Origin of the sequence: Mucilaginibacter gynuensis, assembly GCF_039541195.1 — a bacterium.
Classification (GTDB): Bacteria; Bacteroidota; Bacteroidia; order Sphingobacteriales; family Sphingobacteriaceae; genus Mucilaginibacter; species Mucilaginibacter gynuensis.
This window is the reverse complement of the sequence record NZ_BAABFT010000018.1, coordinates 36,015-55,200: the sequence shown is the minus strand read 5'-3', so window position 1 is coordinate 55,200 and position 19,186 is coordinate 36,015. Positions and strand designations below refer to the sequence as shown.

The 19,186-nt window shown below is 44.4% G+C and carries 19 protein-coding genes; 4 read left to right on the top strand and 15 right to left on the bottom strand.

Annotated elements, in window-relative coordinates; all coding sequences use genetic code 11:
• Positions 1-2: 2 nt before the first annotated feature.
• The 11 genes from bamA to ubiE form a co-directional block, all read right to left on the bottom strand.
• Complete coding sequence (gene bamA, locus ABD894_RS23750) at positions 3-2,558, bottom strand: outer membrane protein assembly factor BamA (RefSeq protein WP_345213582.1); 2,556 nt, start codon at positions 2,556-2,558, stop codon at positions 3-5.
• Positions 2,559-2,621: 63 nt separating this feature from the next.
• Positions 2,622-3,362 carry an undecaprenyl pyrophosphate synthase gene (gene uppS / locus ABD894_RS23745; protein ID WP_345213581.1) on the bottom strand — a complete coding sequence of 247 codons (741 nt, stop codon included), beginning with the start codon at positions 3,360-3,362 and terminating at the stop codon, positions 2,622-2,624.
• Positions 3,363-4,708: 1,346 nt separating this feature from the next.
• Positions 4,709-5,230: an ExbD/TolR family protein gene (locus ABD894_RS23740; RefSeq protein ID WP_345213580.1), complete on the bottom strand. Its 522-nt coding sequence runs from the start codon at positions 5,228-5,230 to the stop codon at positions 4,709-4,711.
• Positions 5,231-5,340: 110 nt separating this feature from the next.
• Positions 5,341-6,126 carry a type IX secretion system protein PorG gene (gene porG / locus ABD894_RS23735; protein ID WP_345213579.1) on the bottom strand — a complete coding sequence of 262 codons (786 nt, stop codon included), beginning with the start codon at positions 6,124-6,126 and terminating at the stop codon, positions 5,341-5,343.
• Positions 6,127-6,135: 9 nt separating this feature from the next.
• Positions 6,136-7,017: an NAD kinase gene (locus tag ABD894_RS23730; RefSeq protein ID WP_345213578.1), complete on the bottom strand. Its 882-nt coding sequence runs from the start codon at positions 7,015-7,017 to the stop codon at positions 6,136-6,138.
• 7 nt (positions 7,018-7,024) lie between these two features.
• Positions 7,025-7,687, bottom strand: coding sequence for a CBS domain-containing protein (locus ABD894_RS23725; protein WP_345213577.1), 663 nt, complete (start codon positions 7,685-7,687; stop codon positions 7,025-7,027).
• Between the two features lie 3 nt (positions 7,688-7,690).
• Positions 7,691-8,452 (bottom strand): alpha/beta fold hydrolase, encoded by a 762-nt coding sequence (locus ABD894_RS23720; protein WP_345213576.1) that lies wholly within the window; start codon positions 8,450-8,452, stop codon positions 7,691-7,693.
• 109 nt (positions 8,453-8,561) lie between these two features.
• On the bottom strand, positions 8,562-9,011 hold the full coding sequence (locus tag ABD894_RS23715) for a GatB/YqeY domain-containing protein (RefSeq protein WP_345213575.1): 450 nt from the start codon (positions 9,009-9,011) through the stop codon (positions 8,562-8,564).
• 64 nt (positions 9,012-9,075) lie between these two features.
• On the bottom strand, positions 9,076-9,840 hold the full coding sequence (locus ABD894_RS23710) for an SDR family NAD(P)-dependent oxidoreductase (protein ID WP_345213574.1): 765 nt from the start codon (positions 9,838-9,840) through the stop codon (positions 9,076-9,078).
• A 71-nt stretch (positions 9,841-9,911) separates the two neighbouring features.
• Positions 9,912-10,655, bottom strand: a complete 744-nt coding sequence (porT, locus tag ABD894_RS23705; RefSeq protein ID WP_345213573.1) for a type IX secretion/gliding motility protein PorT/SprT — start codon at positions 10,653-10,655, stop codon at positions 9,912-9,914.
• On the bottom strand, positions 10,652-11,383 hold the full coding sequence (ubiE, locus tag ABD894_RS23700; RefSeq protein ID WP_345213572.1) for a bifunctional demethylmenaquinone methyltransferase/2-methoxy-6-polyprenyl-1,4-benzoquinol methylase UbiE: 732 nt from the start codon (positions 11,381-11,383) through the stop codon (positions 10,652-10,654). Before ubiE ends, porT begins: the two co-directional genes overlap by 4 nt.
• A gap of 195 nt (positions 11,384-11,578) precedes the next feature.
• On the opposite strand from ubiE, the gene ABD894_RS23695 reads away from it, so the two are divergent.
• Both ABD894_RS23695 and ABD894_RS23690 read left to right on the top strand, forming a co-directional pair.
• Complete coding sequence (locus ABD894_RS23695; RefSeq protein WP_345213571.1) at positions 11,579-12,940, top strand: Gfo/Idh/MocA family protein; 1,362 nt, start codon at positions 11,579-11,581, stop codon at positions 12,938-12,940.
• Between the two features lie 13 nt (positions 12,941-12,953).
• The gene (locus tag ABD894_RS23690; RefSeq protein ID WP_345213570.1) at positions 12,954-13,682 is read left to right on the top strand and encodes a 3-keto-disaccharide hydrolase; all 729 of its coding nucleotides are present in this window, start codon (positions 12,954-12,956) and stop codon (positions 13,680-13,682) included.
• A 117-nt stretch (positions 13,683-13,799) separates the two neighbouring features.
• Here the strand turns inward: ABD894_RS23690 and ABD894_RS23685 are convergent, their stop codons facing one another.
• Positions 13,800-14,285, bottom strand: coding sequence for a VOC family protein (locus tag ABD894_RS23685; protein ID WP_345213569.1), 486 nt, complete (start codon positions 14,283-14,285; stop codon positions 13,800-13,802).
• Between the two features lie 54 nt (positions 14,286-14,339).
• Here ABD894_RS23685 and yihA point away from each other — a divergent pair, with 54 nt between their 5' ends.
• Positions 14,340-14,963, top strand: coding sequence for a ribosome biogenesis GTP-binding protein YihA/YsxC (yihA, locus tag ABD894_RS23680; protein ID WP_345213568.1), 624 nt, complete (start codon positions 14,340-14,342; stop codon positions 14,961-14,963).
• 521 nt (positions 14,964-15,484) lie between these two features.
• Here yihA and ABD894_RS23675 read toward each other — a convergent pair.
• Positions 15,485-17,200, bottom strand: coding sequence for an amino acid permease (locus ABD894_RS23675; protein ID WP_345213567.1), 1,716 nt, complete (start codon positions 17,198-17,200; stop codon positions 15,485-15,487).
• An 81-nt stretch (positions 17,201-17,281) separates the two neighbouring features.
• On the opposite strand from ABD894_RS23675, the gene ABD894_RS23670 reads away from it, so the two are divergent.
• Positions 17,282-17,941 (top strand): phosphatase PAP2 family protein, encoded by a 660-nt coding sequence (locus ABD894_RS23670; protein ID WP_345213566.1) that lies wholly within the window; start codon positions 17,282-17,284, stop codon positions 17,939-17,941.
• Positions 17,942-17,943: 2 nt separating this feature from the next.
• On the opposite strand, the gene ABD894_RS23665 is transcribed toward ABD894_RS23670, so the two are convergent.
• Entirely contained in the window at positions 17,944-18,330 is a 387-nt protein-coding gene (locus ABD894_RS23665; RefSeq protein WP_345213565.1) for a hypothetical protein, read from the bottom strand.
• A 76-nt stretch (positions 18,331-18,406) separates the two neighbouring features.
• The gene (locus ABD894_RS23660) at positions 18,407-19,060 is read right to left on the bottom strand and encodes a hypothetical protein (protein WP_345213564.1); all 654 of its coding nucleotides are present in this window, start codon (positions 19,058-19,060) and stop codon (positions 18,407-18,409) included.
• Between the last annotated feature and the right edge of the window lie 126 nt (positions 19,061-19,186).

Genomic DNA, 19,186 nt, shown 5'->3' with positions numbered 1-19,186 from the left:
AATTAATTAAATCCGCCGTTCAAGCTTTGCGATATGGAGAAGTGGAATTGACCTTTACCAGCATCTGATGCTCCCGGTATCCTGTCAAAACCATAACCATAATCTAAACCAAGCAAGCCAAATATAGGTAAAAATATCCTCGCGCCTACGCCAACTGAACGTCTAACATTAAACGGATTATATTCGCCAAAATTGTTCCAGGTGTTACCACCTTCGGCAAAAGCCAGTAAGAATATGGTTGCCGACTGGCTTGCAATAACCGGGTGACGAAGTTCAAGCGTGTATTTGTTGAACACCACACTACCCGGGTTGTTACTTGCGTTGTAACCCGAACCTACCGGTACTACCGAGAAGTTTTGGTAACCACGTAAACCGATGATCTCACTACCTTGTAAAAACTGGTAACTCTGCATACCATCACCACCCAGTTTGAAACGTTCAAACGGCGACTGGCCTACTTTTGAGTTGTAGTAACCCAGGAAACCGAAACGTACCTGCGACATTAATACAAGCTTACCTGTAAGCGTTTGGAACCACTGTGCGTCAAACTTCCATTTGTGGTATTCTACAAATTTGTAACGTTCCTCAGGTGTTGCTATCCTATAGTTAGTGTTGTTAAACAATGAGTATGGCGGAGTAGCCTGTATAGTAAACTTAATGTTTGAACCCGTAGTTGGGTAAATAGGCGCATCGATAGAGTTACGGCTAAGTTCCTGGGTAAGTTTAATGTTGTATGATGTACCGGTTGAGAACAAGTATGCCGAACCATAGTTATCCAGGTTATAGTGGTCAAAGTTTAACGAATAGTTTAACTGAAAATAGTTATCAGGCCAGTTTAAACGTTTACCCAATGTTACACCGATACCGTTAATGCGCAGGTTATTATAGCGCCTGTCGGTTTTTGCAAAGTACTGCCCTGTTGAGCTACCTTGTGTATAAGCCGACAAACTGAAGAAGATAGGTTTTTTACCACCTAACCATGGCTCAGAGAAAGTGAACGAGAAGTTTTGATATGTTCTACCACTCGATTGGCCCCTGATGCTCAGTTTTTGTCCGTCGCCTTTTGGCAGCGGGCGGTAAGCTTTAAGGTTGAATATATTACGTAACGAGAAATTGTTGAACGTTAAACCCAGTGTACCCACCAACTGGCCACCACCAAAACCACCCGAAAGTTCGATCTGGTCAGATGGTTTTTCAACCACGTTGTAAACAATATCAACCGTACCTTCTGATGGGTTGATGTTTGTAGGCCTTGGTTCTGTTTTTTGCTCATCAAAGCTACCCAACTGCGAAAGCTCACGGGTACTTCTGATCAATAATTCTTTATTGAAAGGCTGACCCGGTTTGGTCCTGATCTCGCGGTAAACTACCTTGTCGTTGGTTACATCGTTACCTTTCACAATTACTTTGCTTATGGTGTACAGCGGACCTTCGGTGATACGAATATCCAGATCAACAGTATCATTGTAAATACGCGTTTGTACCGGATCGGCATTGTAAGTAAGGTAACCATTGTTCAGGTATAATGATGATACGTCGTCATTACTTGGCGTAGGGCCCGATAGCCTTTTGCCCAATTCTTCCTCGCTGAAAACGTCGCCCTTGCTGATACGTAATATCTTTACTAAATCGGCAGTAGAGTATTTGGCATTGCCCGACCACGTAATGTTACCGAAGTAATATTTATGGCCTTCAAATACCTTCATTTTTACGTCAACCGTTTTTTCATCGTGCTTGCTTACGGTGTCGCTTACTAATTGAGCATCGCGGTAACCTTCGGCCTGCATTTTTTCAACAAGTGTTTGCTTGTCTTCATCGTATTTATCCTGCTTAAATTTCTTCGAGCCGAATATGTTATAAAATTTCTTGGTACGGGTATTTTTCAGGAAACCTTTTAATTTCTTCTGGCTAAAGGCTTCGTTACCTTCAAAAGTAATGCTGTTGATCTTGATCTTGGTTTTCTTGTCAACAATAACATCCAGTATCACGTTGTTTGAATCCGCCGGATCAGGCTTCGGTTTCATATCAACTGTGGTATTCAGGTAACCTTTCTCGTTAAAGTGCCTTTTAATAATACCCGATGTGGTATTCAGCAAGTTTTGATTTACAATTTTGCCCGTTTTATCGTTCAGTTTCTTTTGTACATCTTCAATTTCACCTTTACGTATGCCGGTAATGTGCAGGCGCGATAAACGCGGGCGCTCATCAACTACAATTTCAAGGTAAATGGTATCCATGTTTATGCTGGTAATGTTCAGTTGTACATCATCAAATAAACCCTGCTCGTACATGCTTTTAATAACCCTGGCATTTGCTTCACCCGGCAGGTTAATACGGTCGCCTTTGTTTAGTTTTGATATTTGTATCAGCACATCTTTATCAAGTGCTTTTGTTCCGCTTACGGTAATACCACCTATAATATAATCCTTCGGATTAAGGTAGCTCAAACTATCAGGAGATAAAGATTTAGACAATGCTTGCCTTGGCTGATTTGATACCTGCGCCATGGCGGTTGTACTCAACACTAATAAAACTATAGCAAAAAGATATTTATTCATTCGAATATTTTAGTGGGCTAAAAATAATTTAAACAGTTGTTAAATAGTGTTAAAAGAAAAAATTTAGTTTAACTGCTCGCTTGTTTTACCAAAACGGCGTTCGCGTGTCTGGTAGTCTAATATGGCTTCAAACAGGTCTTCTTTCCTGAAATCGGGCCATAATTTTTTTGTAAAGTATAGTTCAGCATAAGCAATTTGCCACAACAGGTAATTGCTTATACGGTGTTCGCCGCTTGTTCTTATCAGCAATTCAGGGTCGGGCATATCGTGGGTATACAAATTATCGCTAAATACCTCTTCGGTAATATCATCGGCATTCAATTCACCCTGCTGTACTTTTTGCGCTATGTTTTTCACAGCCTGTACAATCTCGTTACGCGAGCTGTAGCTTAAAGCCAGTGTAAGCACCAAACCGGTATTACCCGATGTTCTTTCAATAGCCTTTAACAGTTCGCGATGCGCTTTCTCAGGCAGTTTATCCAGATCACCAATGGCGTTAAGGCGCACATTTTTCTCCATAAACGAGCTTATCTCTTTATGAATAGTGCTTACCATCAGCTCCATAATGGCCATTACTTCCAGCTTGGGGCGGTTCCAGTTCTCTGCCGAAAATGTATACAGGGTAAGATATTTCAAGTTAAGGTCGCAAGCGCCCTCAACCGCATCACGTACAGATAGCACACCATTATGATGACCAAATATCCTTAGTTTCCCCTTTGTTTTTGCCCAACGCCCGTTGCCATCCATAATAATAGCTATGTGGTTTGGCAACCTTGTCAGATCAATTTGTTCCTTATCTACCATTATTGCAGGTTAAACAGCCTTTGTTTTTGATGTACATTTAAAATATGAATGTCAAAAAACTAAGCGGTACAGGCTATTTTAATATTCAATGCTTACTTTTTTTCAGGGTACAAAGGTAAAACTTACTTTGTATTTTTTTAGTATCCGTGCAGAAAAGAAAAATTTGATTTTTATGACACTCCACAACGGAGAATATTGTAACACAGCAAATAACATTTGCAGCATAAGTAAACCGCGGCCAATTTATGTGTTGGTGCACCAGGTACCTGTAAGCGCTTGCAAATTATCAACAGGTGTTCATTATCGGTCGATGCCGTGTTCTCTCTCATCAGAGTAACTGATATGTAATAACGAATGATCAATCGTGATAGAATAATTATCTTATTTGGGCGTTGCCTTCGGCCGGGCTTTACAGGGCTCCGCTATCACTGCGGTACCTCCTTCGTCGGCACTAAACCCTTTCAATCCCTAACGCGGGTAGTTCGAATTAAGAGATAAGAAGCAGGAAGCAAGAAAGTGAACATCGCCATTTCTATCCTATGACAGATGCTTCGTACCTACCCATGACAAGAAGAGGCCCCGCAGTCGCTACGGCTCGGCCCACAGGTGTTGGGAAGACTACTTGTCATCTCGAAACGCAGTGAGAGATCTTCTTCATCATGCATGTCTGCTACTTGCTTGATGAAGAAAATTTCTCCTCGTCCTCGTTCGAAATGACAAAAAATTGGTCTTCCCAACACCTGTGCGGCTTCGGCCGAGTGACGACTATCCCGCGGCGTCCCGCCGCTGTACCGTAGAGCCGGTAAGTTGAAAGCTTACCCCATGCGTACGTCACGAGTTACGCTATGCTAAACTCGCGACAGCCTTTCTTATTTCCGTCAGCAAAGCAGTTTCGGTCGAAAGCGGGCAGAACGTTGCGGGCCACGAGCGCGAAGGCGGGCATAGGAACTTGTTGCATGTGGGGGAGGGATAGAGCGGCGGGGCAAAAGTTCCAGCCCAAAGTTCTGACCGCTTTGCAGGGAATGGCCTTGTGCAGCACAGAAGCCTTTTGCTGGACAAGGGTTTATTCGCTGTTTGTTTATTTTTTATAGGTGCTCATGAGATCGCTTCGCTTAGTATGTTACTTTTGCCCTCAAAAGTAATGGGCAACTGTGGCCAAGAGCAGACTAAAGTTAATCATAGCACAAGCCTTACCTAAAAAGATTGCTTCGAACCTCGCAATGACGATAGTGATAAAAAAACGGACTAAAACGCGACGTGATTGCTTCGTACCTCGCAATGACAATTAAAACGCAAAAAGCCAAACCGCGTTGCGGCTTGGCTTTTTTTGCCAGGGTTGAAAACTATTAATAAACACCCTTTTTCTTTAGCAGATCAACATCTGCCGATGGTATATCTACAATGGCGTAACGCTGTGTTTTGGTGATATTTAATTCATCAAGCGTATTCACCAGGTTATCGTATACTGAAGTATTGCTTGGTTTTACCAAAACAATCATGTCTTTTCCGGTTGTTTTCTTTACGTAAGCAGCAGTTTCGAGCAAGACTTTGCGGATACCATTTTTACCATAGCTAATCACCGTAGGCGCGATAATTGGCTTTGCGGCCTCGCCCAGGTAATATATTACTTTATTATCCTTGCCCAAACAAACTGTCATGGTGCGGCTTGCCGGAACAGGTCCTTCTGGGGTATCATGAACAGGCATTGCTAAATCCATGGTTTTTGGCTTGGATAGCGTGGTGGTTAAGATAAAGAAGGTAATGAGCAGAAAAGCAAGATCGACCATTGCGGTAAGGTCTACACGGGTTGATACTCTTTTGCGGTTGTGTTTGCCGGTTTTTGCGGCAGAAGAATTAAGCTCAGCCATGACGTTAAAGATTAAGGTTAAAAAAATTGGTTGAATAAGGCACCGGATGCGCCTTTTGTATAAATAGATAACGCTACCTGTGATGCTTTGTTGCGGCTTGCAAATAATAATTATCGCTCGTAATAACAGCGTTGGGTTACAAACGTAAACGATAGCGATACGTTTATAAAAAGGTAGGTATCGCGACTGCGGAAATCGCCGCGCTGGGTGCCTGCATAACCCACATAATTACCCGTCTTCTCGCCCGACCTATCGGCGAGGGTACGGGCACGGTCGTTTCTTAACAGCGCGGGGTCTACATAAACACCGCTTACATCGTCCAGGTAGTCGGTAAAGGTATAGCGGTAGCCAACATCGGCTATCAGGTTAAACTTACCCATTATATTATACTTAATACCCACGCCATAAGGTATTACCATGGTGCGATTGCTGTAGTTAACATTTTCTGTTTGAAAACCACGCAGACTATATTCCTTTTCGTTATAAATGGTTTTGGGTGAAAAGCCGGTCAGGCCCACACCTAAGAACACATAGGGAGTAAATTTATTTTTACCGGCATCGGGTATGTAATGCATAAAGTTGAACTCGCCGGTAAGGCTGGTTTCTACCAGTTTGTTGGTAAAGCTGAGGTTGCGTATGCGGGTTTGCGCGTCGTTAGAATTACTGTCGGCCGCGCCAATTTCACCATAGCCCAGGCTAAGCTTAGCCGATAGATAGCCATTGAAATTACGCTTAACAAAACCTGATAGTGAAATACCGCTAAGGGCAAGGGGTTTGTGCTGGTTTAAATCGCCCATGTAACCTGCACCGCCAATACCGCCGCCTATTTCCCAGGTTTGGGCCTTTAAGGTAAGCGAAAAGCAGATTAACAGTATAAAAGGTAGAAATTTGGGCATTTAAAACAATTAATAATTACGGGTATCAAGTCCCCACAGCAGCTTATGTCTTAACGTTGATAAATAACTTTCATTATTTAGGCGGATAAGATTTAACTCAAAATCGGCCTTCTTCACCTCAAACCGCACGGTTTCATCCAATACGGCAATCCGCGAATCGCACGATACAAGGTAGTTGGCACTGCGCGACTCTACCTCGAAACATAACTTGCTGGTATCCGGTAATACGACAGGACGCACATTAAGGTTGTGCGGAGATATCGGCGTAAGCACAATACTATTTGATTCGGGGAAGATGATAGGCCCGCCGCAGCTTAAAGAATACGCTGTTGACCCCGTCGCTGTTGACACGATGATACCATCGCTCCAGTACGAATTAAGGAAAACATTATCCAGAAAGCTATGGGTGGTGATCATGGCCGAATCATCGCGCTTGTGAATAGTGATCTCGTTAAGCGCGAAGTTATCGTTACCGAAAATATTTGTTTTTGATTCTATTCGCAGCAAGGCGCGGCTATCCAGCGTAAACTGGCGGGTAGCCACCGCGTGCATAGCCGCCGCTATGTCGTTTTTATTAACGCTGGCTAAAAAGCCAAGCCTGCCAAAGTTGATGCCTATTACCGGTATGCCCGAATCCCTGATGAGCGTTACGGTATCCAGCATGGTACCATCACCGCCAAGGGTTAAAAAAATGTCGATAAGCCCTTTTATAGGGGTATCATCGGCCAGTATAGTATATTTTACGTTGTTTATTTTGCCTTCGAGGTAGCCTTGCAGGCGGCAATGCACATAAATATTAACCTCATGCTGCGCAAGGTTATCAAATACCTGCTGAATATATGGCAATGCCTCCTGATCGTTAAACTGGCGGCCGTAAATTGCTATGTTCATGTGCTTGTTATAAGTTAAGGTAGTTCATCAATGAATCATACCGGTCCATTGAATTGTCCTTATCGTTACTATGGTTAAAGGTAGCTTTAACATCATAGTCGTACCGCATAAATGAAGAAGCTATATTTGATATATCCTGCTTATTCAGTTTTAGTGTCACCTCCATACGGGTCGAATCCGGGAAGGTTTGTACATACGAGCTTAGTATCTGCGCGTTATCTGATTCTACTATTTGCGCCATGTGCGCCAGCGAATTATTACGGTTGCTTATTTCCAGCACTATGATGCCGCCCGGGCGTTCAACCGAAGTAATGCGGGCGAAATACTCGTACATGGTATTGATGGATATCATACCCGAATAATTCTTTTTTACATCAAGCACGGGCACAATGCTCAGCCTTTGCTCGTAAAAAAGGCGTATCACATCGTATATATGCTGCTCTTCAAGTACGTAGGGGTTTACCAGCGTTAGCGCGATAGCGCCTATAGGGGTGTTGTAATCGGGCACCTCTATCAGGTCGTCTTCGGCAACCAGGCCTAAAAATTGTTCCTCGTTTACAATTGGCAAATGGCTTACCTTAAATTCCGTCATCCTGTCCATCACCTTCTGTATGGTATCAGAAGTATGTACCGGCGGAATAGTATTGGCGAGCATTTCAACTGCAAGCATGGTTTATTTTTTTAATTTTTCTAAAAACTGCTTCAAGTACTTATTAAACTCAACGGGCTGCTCCATCATAGGGGCGTGGCCGCATTCGTCTATCCAGTGCAACTCCGAGTTGGTAAGCAGCTGACTAAACTCAACGGCAACCTCCGGCGGGGTTATCTTATCGTTCTTTCCCCATATTAACGCTACAGGCATCGTAATCTTATGCAGATCTTTAGCCATATTGTGCCTTATGGCCGATTTTGCCATGGCCAGTATCCTTATAACACGGTTACGATCGTTAATTGTTTGAAAAACATCGTCAACCAGTTCATCGGTAGCTACCGCCGGGTCGAAAAAAGTGTATTCTACTTTTTGCTTAACAAAATCGCGGCTCTCCCTTTTAGGGAACGAACCACCGAAGGCATTTTCATATAAACCCGAGCTGCCGGTTAATACCAGCCCCTTTACGTTTTCGGGGTGTGCCAGTACGTATATCAACGCCACGTGGCCGCCAAGCGAATTACCTAATAATGTAAAATTGGTTAAGTTTTTATGCTTAACAAATTTATGTATATACTTTGATAATGTTTTTACACCTGTGGTAAGCAGCGGCAAATCGTACAGCGGCAGCATAGGTATAATAACACGATACTCAGATTTAAACTCGTTGATCACGTCTTCCCAGTTGCTTAACGCACCCATTAAGCCGTGCAGCAACAGCAGCACTTCACCTTCGCCCTCTTCGATATATTTGAAATCCTTTTCCTCTTTAAGTGCGAAACTCATATATATGCCAGTATAATTTTATTGTTCAACGGGGCAAGTTTACTCATTATCCCCTTATTACGCTATAAAAATAATTTATTGCTGTATACTATCAATACTTACGCAATAATTATCCTAAAAGTTGCTTCACCACTTCTGATATGGTTTTGCCATCGGCTTTGCCGGCCAGCTCTTTATTGGCCGCTCCCATTACCTTGCCCATATCTTTTACTGATGTTGCGCCTACCTTGGTAATTACTTCTTTCAGGTAAGCCTCAATTTCGTCGCGACTTAATTGTTTTGGCAAATAAGGCTCAATTACTTCCATTTCAGCTATTTCTATCTGGTACAGGTCATCTCGGTTTTGGGCCTTGTAAATATCTGCCGACTCCTTACGTTGTTTGATCAGTTTTTGCAATACTTTGATCTCTGCCTCTTCGGTGATCTCCTCGCCCGCGCCTTTTTCTGTTTTAGCTAATAGCAATGCCGATTTGATGGCACGTAACCCGCGCAACCTGTCGGCTTGTTTGGCCAGCATAGCTTGTTTTATATCCTGGTCTATTTGTGTTGATAATGACATTTCCTTTTTGATCGTTTAAGCGAACCCTATCCAACGGATATAATTCCGCTGCAAATCTGCACAATTAATTGGTGTTTCTGAAAATATTAGTAGCAGTTGCCTGCGCGGTTGGCATTACTACCAGTTCGTTTATGTTTACATGCGCCGGGCGCGATACTGCAAACCAGATGGTTTCGGCAATATCCTGGGCTACCAAAGGCTCAAAGCCATCGTAAACTTTTTTGGCCCTTTCGGTATCTCCCTTAAAGCGCACTTCCGAAAATTCGGTTTCCACAGCGCCGGGGTGTACAGCTGTAACACGTATGCCATGCTGTAGCAAATCAACACGCATACCTTTATTCAACGCATCTACAGCGTGCTTGGTAGCGCAATATACATTCCCGTTAGGGTAAACTTCTTTACCTGCTATTGAACCTATATTGATGATGTAGCCTGTTTTATTAGCGATCATCCAGTTTGATACCACCTTGCTTACATACAGCAGGCCTTTAATATTGGTATCAATCATGGTTTCCCAATCGCCGTAATCGCCGTTTTGTATAGGGTCGAGGCCCTGGCTAAGGCCGGCGTTGTTAATCAGCACATCTACTTTCTTCCAGTCGTCGGGTAAATTGTTCAGGTTATCTACAACGGCATCGCGGTTACGCACATCAAACGAGGCAATGGCTACCTCTACATTGTACTGGCTGTTAATGGCCGATGCCAGTTTCTCTAAACGTTCGCGGCGGCGGCCGGTCAAGATCAGATCGTATCCCTCGCGGGCGAATAAATAAGCACAGGCTTCACCTATACCTGCGGTAGCTCCGGTTATTAATGCAATTTTTGCCATAAGTGTATATAACTATCAGCAACGAAATTATGTTTTACTTCTGTGTAATATGTCGGCAAAAGGTAAGTATATTACTCAAAGTGCAAACTAAACTCAATGGTGTGCAGGCTTAAACTGCTTAACGGCGTTGAGTAAGGATGGTTTTCTTTGAGCAGGATATTGCCGATGGAGTTGGAAATTTTTATTTCGGGCGATAGCTTAAAGTATTCAAAGTAAATATCGCAGCCTATGCCTGCCTCGTACGAGGTAAAGAAACCTTTGTTGCGAACAAGGCGTTCGGTAAGGTCTAAATTATCATTATTCTTTTTTGAACCGATGGCCCCCGAAAACTTAACACCACCAATAAGGTAACCGCGATAATCGCCCAAACGGTCCGATTTTATTTTCAACAGCAGCGGCACATCTACCGTGGTGGTAGTTATCTTCTTATCCACGCTGCGCAATTGCGGGTCATCGGTAGCATATGTATAGTTGAGCATGCGGTCGGCAAATACCAGTGACGGCGTGGTGCGTGCTTCGAGGTGATCGGTAATGCGGTAGCGGGTAATAAAACCTACGGCAAAGCCCGATGAGTTTTTTGAGCTGATGGCGGTTAAGGCCGGTGTAAGCGGCGCCCCTGTTTCCGGATCAGGAAACGGCGTTTGCCAGTTAGGATCTTTATTAATTTTAAGGTAACTGCTTACGTACGAAAAGCTAAAACCGAAGCTGATATCCGACTGATCGGCACCACCGCCCCATGCAGGCGCATGCTGTGCAAACAACATATTGCTGCAAAAAGCGAGTAAAATTACAGTCAGGTAGCTGCTTTTTATCATTTAACGCCGGTATATATGGAACAGATACCAAACGCTAAAGGCCTGCTTTTGGTATTTTTAAACCCTACTTTATCCATCAGCGCAACAAAATTCTTGCCATCGGGGAAAGCCGCTACCGACTCGGGCAGGTACGAGTACGCGCGCGAATCTTTGGAGAACAGCTTGCCTATACCTGGCGTAATGTATGAAAAGTAAAAGTTATACAATTGCTTTATGGGGAATGCCTTGGGTTTTGAAAACTCCAGTACCACGGCTTTACCACCCGGTTTCAGTACCCGGTGAATATCGGCCAGGCCAAGTTCAAGGTTTTCAAAATTGCGCACACCATAAGCTACCGTTACCGCGTCGAAACCATCGGCATCAAACGGCAGCTTTTCCGAATCGCCCAGCTTCACCTCAAACTTGTGGCCTAAATTGCGTTTGGCTATTTTTTGCTTGGCAATATCCAGCATACCCTGCGAAATATCTACCCCGACAATTTTTTCGGGATTTAATATCGACAAGGCTTCAAAAGCGAAATCGCCCGTACCGGTGGCTACATCTAAAATAAGCTTAGGCTGATCTTTCTTTAACTCGTTGATCGCTTTTTTACGCCAGATGATATCTATCCCCAATGATAAAAAATGGTTCAGAAAATCGTACGTTTTAGATATATTATTGAACATATCGGCTACCTGTTCTTTTTTGGTAGCCTGCTCATCATGGTAGGGTGTTATGGTTTTGCTCATGGTGTTATGCCGTCAAATATAGTTAATAATGCCTTAACAGATTGTCGGCTTAATTTAAGTTTTCTACCGGCTGTTGTATGCAACGCAACATTTTGATACTGAACGCATAATTTGTTCAATATAATTGGAGATTATGGCCTGTAAATGCTTTAATCTTTTAAATTTACTTTTCACAAATAACCTAACGCAATTTCTATGGCAGAAAAATCTCCTTCATCACGCAGAAGTTTTATCAGGAAATTAGGCACCACCGCCGCGGCAGTTGCAGCCGGAAGTACCCTTTTCGCTACTGATAAACATTCACTTTACCTTTTACACCGGCACGATGGCTTTAGCGCCAACGACCAGATCAACATAGCCCTGATTGGCGCGGGCGGCATGGGCACGCAGGACGCGCTGGTGGCTTTGCAAATACCCGGTGTTAAACTGGTAGCCGTATGCGACTTGTACGATGGCCGCCTTAAAGACGCCAAAAACCGCTGGGGAGCGGATATCTTTACCACACGCAATTACAAGGAGATTTTGAGCAGAAAGGATATTGACGCGGTGATTATAGGTACGCCCGACCACTGGCACCAACAAATTTCGATAGACGCGATGCGCGCCGGTAAGCATGTATACTGCGAAAAGCCAATGGTGCATTCCATCGCCGAAGGCCCTGCGGTTATACAGGCCCAGAAGGAGACGGGCAAGGTTTTTCAGGTGGGCAGCCAGGGCGTATCTTCATTAGGGAACGAAAAGGCTAAAGAACTACTAAAAAGCGGTGCCATTGGCGAACTGAACTATGCCGAAGGTTTTTGGGCCCGCCGCGCGCCTGTGGAGGTTTGGCAATACCCCATCCCCGATGATGCTTCGGCACAAACGGTTGATTGGGAAACATATATCAGCAATACTAAAAAACGCCCCTTTGATGATAAGCGCTTTTTCCGATGGAGAAATTATACCGATTATGGTACAGGTATGGCAGGCGACCTGTTTGTACACCTTTTTTCGAGCCTGCACTTCATCACCGGTTCGTACGGGCCAAACAAGGTTTACGCCTCGGGCGGTTTACGTTTTTGGAATGATGGCCGCGAAGTGCCCGATGTATTGTTAGGCACCTTTGATTACGGTAAAACGGTGGTTCATCCGGCGTTCAATCTTTCCTTACGCTGTAACTTTGTGGATGGTACCAGCGGCACTACTTACCTGCGTTTAGTAGGCAGCGAAGGCGCTATGGATGTTACCTGGGATGGCGTGGTGCTGAAGCGCAATAAGGTGATCGCCTCTGACGATCCTTTCTATCTTGAAAAACTGAAAAAAGCAGGCGGCAGCGCCGAACGTAAAAAGATCATTCCGCCGGAAGAGATCAGTTATGAGGCAGAGAAAGGCTACCTCGGCGGACCGTATGACCACATGAGCAATTTTTTCAATGCCATACGCAATAATAAAACAGTAGTGGAGGATGCGGTGTTTGGTTACCGTGCGGCCGCTCCGGCTTTGTTATGTAACGATAGTTATTATAAGAACTCCGCCATTTTTTGGGATCCGGATAAAATGCAATTAGTAAAGAAATAACACCATACTTTATATGAGAACACAAATAATAAAAAGAACAGCACTGGCCGTAGCCTCAGCCTCGGTAGTATTGATGTATGCCGCCTGGAAACCCACCCCATCAGCCGATAAGCTGATTAAAAAAAATGGCTGGGTAAGCTTGTTTGACGGCAAAACCACCAAAGGCTGGCATAGCTACAACAAAACCGGACCTGTTGCGGGCTGGGAAGCAAAGGATGGTGTGCTGGCCAGCGTTGAAACCAGCTACGAAGCCACCAATGCCGATATAGTAAGCGATAAAGAATACACCAACTTCGAATTCGCCTGGGAATGGCGCATCGGCAAGGGCAGTAACAGCGGCGTAATGTACCACGTGGTTGAAGATGCCAAATACCCTACCACCTTCACTACCGGCCCGGAGTACCAGTTAATTGACGAAGTAGGCTGGGATGGTCCGCTGGAAGACTGGCAGAAAGCCGGCTGCGATTATGCCATGCACCTGCCTAACGATAAAAAAGTGTTAAAACCCGTGGGCGAATGGAACACCAGCAAAATTGTATTTAACAAAGGCCATGTTGAGCACTGGCTTAATGGTGCCAAAATACTGGAATTTGAAGCCTGGACCGACGAGTGGAATAAAAAACGTACCGAAGGCAAATGGAAAGAATACCCGGCCTACGGCGCAGCCAAAACCGGCCGCATAGCCCTGCAAGCCCACGGTGGCAAGGTGGCTTTTAGAAATATCAAGATCAAGGAGCTGTAATTGGGTCATTGGGAACGCATTCAGATTTACGAAGTTTTAAAAACTTCGTAAATCCTTCCACAAAACACATTCTACCGGAACCTGAAACCCCGAACCTCACAACCCAAAACACACAACTTACAACTCATTCAAAAGCCCTTCCATATCCAGCCTGCGGGTGTACATGGTGAGCTGTCCGCTGGCATCGAGCGGCCATTGGTCGCGCGGACGATCCCAGTATAGTTCTACACCGTTGCCATCAGGATCGTCGAGATAAATAGCTTCCGACACACCATGATCTGATGCGCCTGTAATAGGATATCCCTCTTCAAATAAGCGCTTTACTATCGCTGCTAAGTCTTTACGCTCGGGATATAATATTGCCGTGTGGAATAAGCCCGGCGCGTATTCGGGCGCAGGTGGCGCGCCTTTGCTTTGCCAGGTATTTAAACCAATATGGTGGTGGTAGCCTCCGGCCGAAATAAACGCGGCCTGATCGCCGTACATCACCATTAGTTCAAAACCTAACAGTCCGCAATAAAAATCGATAGACCGTTGCAGGTCGCTTACCTTTAAATGCACGTGCCCTATACGGGTTTGCGCCGGGATTTTATAATCGCCCATAACAATACATGTTTAAACATCAAATTTACACCAAACTATTTCTACCTTTGTACAATGATTGTAAAATCTGCCGAATTTATTTGCAGCAACACGCAAATATCCAAACTACCGCTGCCGTTAAAGCCCGAATATGCTTTTATAGGCCGCTCCAACGTGGGTAAGTCATCGCTTATCAACATGCTTACCGAAAAAAAGGGCCTGGCCAAAACCTCGCAAACACCCGGTAAAACCCAGCTGATCAACCACTTTTTGATCAACGATACCTGGTACATTGTAGATTTACCGGGCTATGGTTACGCGAAGATCTCCAAAAGTAAAAAGGAAGACTGGAACAAATTTATCCGCAGCTATCTTGATAAGCGCGAAAGCCTGCAAACGGTGTTTGTTTTAATTGACAGTCGCCTTGAGCCGCAAAAGATTGACGTGGAGTTTTGTAACTGGCTGGGCGAAAAAGGCCTTTCTTTTGTACTGGCGTTTACCAAGGCTGATAAACAGTCGGCCGTAAAAACAGATCAAAATATAGCTAAGTTTAGAAAAGCCCTGCTGGCAAGCTTTGAAGAAGTGCCACCGTTTTTCATCACCTCATCCGAAAATCACATCGGCCGGGATGAAATACTGGGCTTTATCAGCCAGGTAAATCAAAATTTTGAGGTGCCTGATATTAGCCATTTGCAATAAGGGAAAGGCTTTACTTCTTGTAAAATTGTCATTGCGAAGAATGAAGCAATCTCGTTGCGTTCTGTTGGCTTGTGCTGTAATTAACGGCAGCCTGCTCTTGGGCGCAGTGCCCCATTACTTTTGAGGGCAAAAGTAACATACTAAGCGAAGCGATCTCATGAGTACCTATAAAAAACAAACAAACAGCGAATAAACCCTTGTCCAGCAAAAGGCTTCTTTCGCACAAGGCCATTCCCTGCAAACCATGCAGAACTTAGGGCTGGAACTTTTGCCCCATCGCGCTATTCCTCCCCACATGCAACAAGTTCGCTATGCCCGCCTTTGCGCTCATACCCATCACAGTTCTGCCCGTTTTCGCCCGAAGCTGTATGCTGACGGGAGACGGCTCTCGGGTTGTTGCATATCAGCCCATCATCCCTACACTGTCATGCTGAGGAACGAAGCATCTGATCGTCCATCTACATGGTGGCATAGATCCTTCACTGCGTTCAGGATGACAGGTGAAATACTATCTATAATCTTTAACTCGGCGTATTCACCTCTTTACCTAACACGCTATTACGATAGCTGTAAGTAAAGTAGATCACCAGGCCTATCAGCAGCCAGGCCAAAAAGCGGATCCAGCTTTCGTACTCTAACTCGGCCATTAAGTAAAAACAGCTAAGCAGGCCCAAAACCGGGATCAGCGATAGTTTCTTTACAAAAGCCAGTATAGTTAACGAGGTCGACAGCAATATGAATAGTATATAGGGGAATTTTTGGTGAACGTTGGTGCCGGTAAAAATACCGAGCATTGGTTTCCAAAAGATGACAACACCTACAATATACAATACCGGTACTATCCACTGCGCGTTGATGTACGGTAGTTTGAAACGGCCACGCTGGGCGGCTTCTTTCGGTAATAATAATACACCGCCGCAAACCAGCACAAAGGCAAACAGGGTACCTATACTGGTGAGGTTGGTTACCTCGGTAAGGTTAAGGAACAATGCCGGGATAGCCACCACAAAACCGGTTACTATGGTAGCAAACGATGGTGTTTTAAACTTAGGGTGAATACGTGAGAATGCTTTAGGCAATAAACCATCGCGGCTCATGCTCATCCATATACGTGGCTGGCCCAGTTGGAATATCAGCAACACGCTCGCCGTGGCGATAACCGCGCTGATGGAGATTACATAGCTGATCTTTTTAAGCCCTACCTTGGCAAATACAAATGCCAGCGGATCGCCTACCTGTAAATCTTTATAGCTCACCATACCGGTTAAAACCAGCGCGATAAGCACGTATAGTACGGTACAAATAATCAATGAATAGATCATCCCGCGGGGAAGATCGCGCTGTGGATTGGTGCACTCCTCGGCCGTGGTGGATATGGCATCGAAGCCGATGTAAGCGAAGAAAACACCCGATACCCCTTTCATCACCCCCCCAAAACCGTTAGGTAAGAAAGGGCTCCAATTTGCTGGTGTAACATAAAAGCAACCCAGTATAATTACCGCTATCACCACCCCTATTTTAAGCAATACCATAGCATTGGTAACCTTTTTAGTTTCGCGGATGCCGATGTAAACAAGGTAAGTAATGGCCACCACAATAAGCAATGCCGGTATGTTGGCTATAATTTTAAAACTGCCTGAACCCGGCGCGGTATTCCATGCCAGGGCCGCATTCTTCATCCTGTCGGTTATTTCGGCAACATGGCCCGATGAGGTCAATCGTTGCACATCCTCATGCGCGGTGAATGCCGAAAAGTAATCCATGGTGAGGTAAGCCGGCATTTTGATATTGAAGCCTTCCAGCAGGTTTACAAAATATTCACTCCATGATATGGCTACGGCTATGTTACCAATGGCGTATTCCATCAATAAATCCCAGCCTATTATCCAGGCGATCAGTTCGCCGAAAGAAGCATAAGCATAGGTATAAGCACTACCTGCTACCGGTATGCGCGAAGCAAACTCCGCGTAGCATAAAGCCGAAAAACCGCAGGTAACAGCCGTAATAATAAATAATATACTCACCCCCGGGCCACCGTTAAAAGAAGCCTCGCCAATGGTAGAAAAGATACCCGCGCCTACTACGGCGGCAATACCCATGAGGGTAAGGTCTTTAACGTTTAGTGTTTTGGTGAGATGGGTGGATGCCGTGCCGGGGTGTTCGCTGTCGCTGAAACCACACTCAACGTCAGCCAGAATTTTTGTTACAGATTTTCTACGAAAGATATTTTTCGACATTCAGTTTTTTAATTGAGGTCAATTCAAAGTCAAACATAACCATTTTTTTGCATTGCATAAGTATATGCTTAATTTGCACCCATGAAAATAGGAATAAAATACGTACTCAATAAAATTAACGTATTTTTTGTTCTATACCTGCTTGTATTGTGCATTTGTATAGTAATAAAAGCGATTTTTACCCGCGAAGAGATCTATTTCGCGGTGAATAGCCATTACAGTATTGGCGCCGATGTTTTTTTCAGCTGGTTTACCAATATTGGCGACGGATTAACCACGGTAGGCGTTATACTGCTGTTATTAATGTTTTACAGCTACCGTAAGGCCTTTCTGCTGGCTACAAGCTATGCCATTACCTCGTTGTTCGCGCAGGTTTTAAAACACATTTTTGACGCGCCCAGGCCAAAAGCGTATTTCGGTATGCAGTTAGATCATATTCATTTTGCCGAAGGTGTAAAGATCTACACCCTGCACAGCTTTCCATCGGGGCATTCGGTTACCGTATTTTCAACGGCGCTGGTGCTGGCTTATTTTTCGCGCAATAAAATGCTGAGTGTGCTGCTGTTGCTTACCGCGGTACTTACGGGCTTTTCGCGCATGTATTTGAGCGAGCACTTTTTTGAGGATGTAATAGCGGGTTCGGCGGTTGGTGTGATGGTTACGCTGCTTTGGTTAAGCTTTATGGATAACTATAAGTTTCTGCATTCGGAGAAATGGAGCAAGGCTTTACTGAAGCGTTAGGTTTATAAATCGTCGCCATCCCGCGTTAGCGGTTCTTCGCCGTATAAAAACATGATTTGCTTTTCCGGGTCTATCTTTACATCCCAGGCTATGGTATCGTTTTGCCCACCGGTAGTACCCGAACAGGTGAACGAAAAACCTACCCTGAACCTGCACCTGAATTTACCGGTAAGTGTATCCGCGTCAAATTTAATATGCTCCAAAGTAAAGGCTTCCACCTGTGGAAATGTGCCGTTTCCCCAATGATAACGCTCCAAACGGTTACACATGAGGGCATGGTTATCTTTATCAGCGAAGAGCACATCCAATAAACTTTCCAGATCGATCTCTTTCCCGGTTATTTGTTGCAGCTGTAAAGCGGGTATTTGCAGTGTTATGTTTTCGGCCATTTGAGGAGCTAAATATAGTATAAAACAAAAGGCGGGTGAAATGCCCGCCTCCTGTAATCAATAGTTAGTATCGAATTTATGACATCGCTGTCTCTGTTTTTTTACGGTAGATGAAATAGCCAATCATCAGCAACACTAATGAACCGCCGCCATAAATGGCTATTTTACCTGTGCCCGATACGCCTGAACTCGCAGTGCTGATGTATTGATCGGTACGCTCCAGTTCGGGAGAGATTTTAATAGAGCCAAAATAAGCCTTATTCTCATCCTTTATCAGTTCGGCCCTGTTGGTTGGGTACAAATACTCAAAGGTATAGGTTGCATCCTTAGTATATATCAGGGCGAAATTTCTTACCTGCTGACCGTTCTCATCATTGGTTTCCAGCGCGAATACTTTCGCTTTCAGTTTACCAATGGTAGTATCACGGGCATTCATAATATCGCCCGATGACTGGCCTTGTAGTTTCTTAATGTATTCCTTAAACACGTTGTTCAGGTCGTTCTCTTTTTTAAGGGGCTGATTGTTGGCCGGGTTTTGCGCCCTGATCACCATCATATAACCCATTAAACCACTACCTGAATATATCTGCTGACCAAGTGTGTCTTTCTTAGTGAACTCACCCGGCATTGATACCGTGACAAGGCTATCTATCTTCACAGGCTTAAGCCCCTGGCTATATCCTGTAAGCGTAAATGCTGCTATGCTGAATGCTAAAATTAACTTTTTCATGCTTAGGTAACTGCCATAACTATGCCAATCGACAGCTTTGTCACCCAAACAGCTCCCCAAATTCGTGCATTATGACGGAGTTTGGACATTCTTTAAAGGAGTAATTTCAGGCCGAAATTGCTATAA